The organism is Desulfofundulus thermobenzoicus, assembly GCF_009428905.1.
Taxonomy (GTDB): Bacteria; Bacillota; Desulfotomaculia; order Desulfotomaculales; family Desulfovirgulaceae; genus Desulfofundulus_A; species Desulfofundulus_A thermobenzoicus.
Genome location: NZ_WHYR01000270.1, coordinates 1 through 386, shown reverse-complemented (window position 1 = coordinate 386; position 386 = coordinate 1). Strand labels below are relative to the sequence as shown.

General features: G+C 37.0%; 1 protein-coding gene. It reads right to left on the bottom strand.

The features are described 5' to 3' along the window. Positions 1 to 386: DUF3658 domain-containing protein (locus GFC01_RS18590; protein WP_194175058.1), on the bottom strand; the 386-nt coding region annotated here is incomplete at both ends.

Below are 386 nucleotides of genomic sequence, written 5' to 3'. Positions count from 1 at the left end.
CGCATGGAAGTTCGACTCCCTATCATGTCAAAAATGCCTTGATCAATTAATGTCTTGATTCGATACTCAATAAAATCATCGCCGATATACTGATCTAAATAACCGATGATTTCTCCTATTAAACGTGGAGTTTTGATGAATTCCTCTTCAGGCTCAGACTGATGAACCCGCTTGGCCATTTTCACTAAATAAGCATCAAATTCATCTTCTGGTACGCTGATCACTTGTCCTTTTTTCCATATCCGCAGCGTATGATTTTCTTTAGCAAGTGAAAGCCATTCATTTTGTAATCTTTCTCTCTCTTCTTTTGTCACTGGGTGAATATGCTCTTTACTCTCATACAAAATTTTAAATTTTTCAGATGCGATTTCTCCGGAATGTCGAAT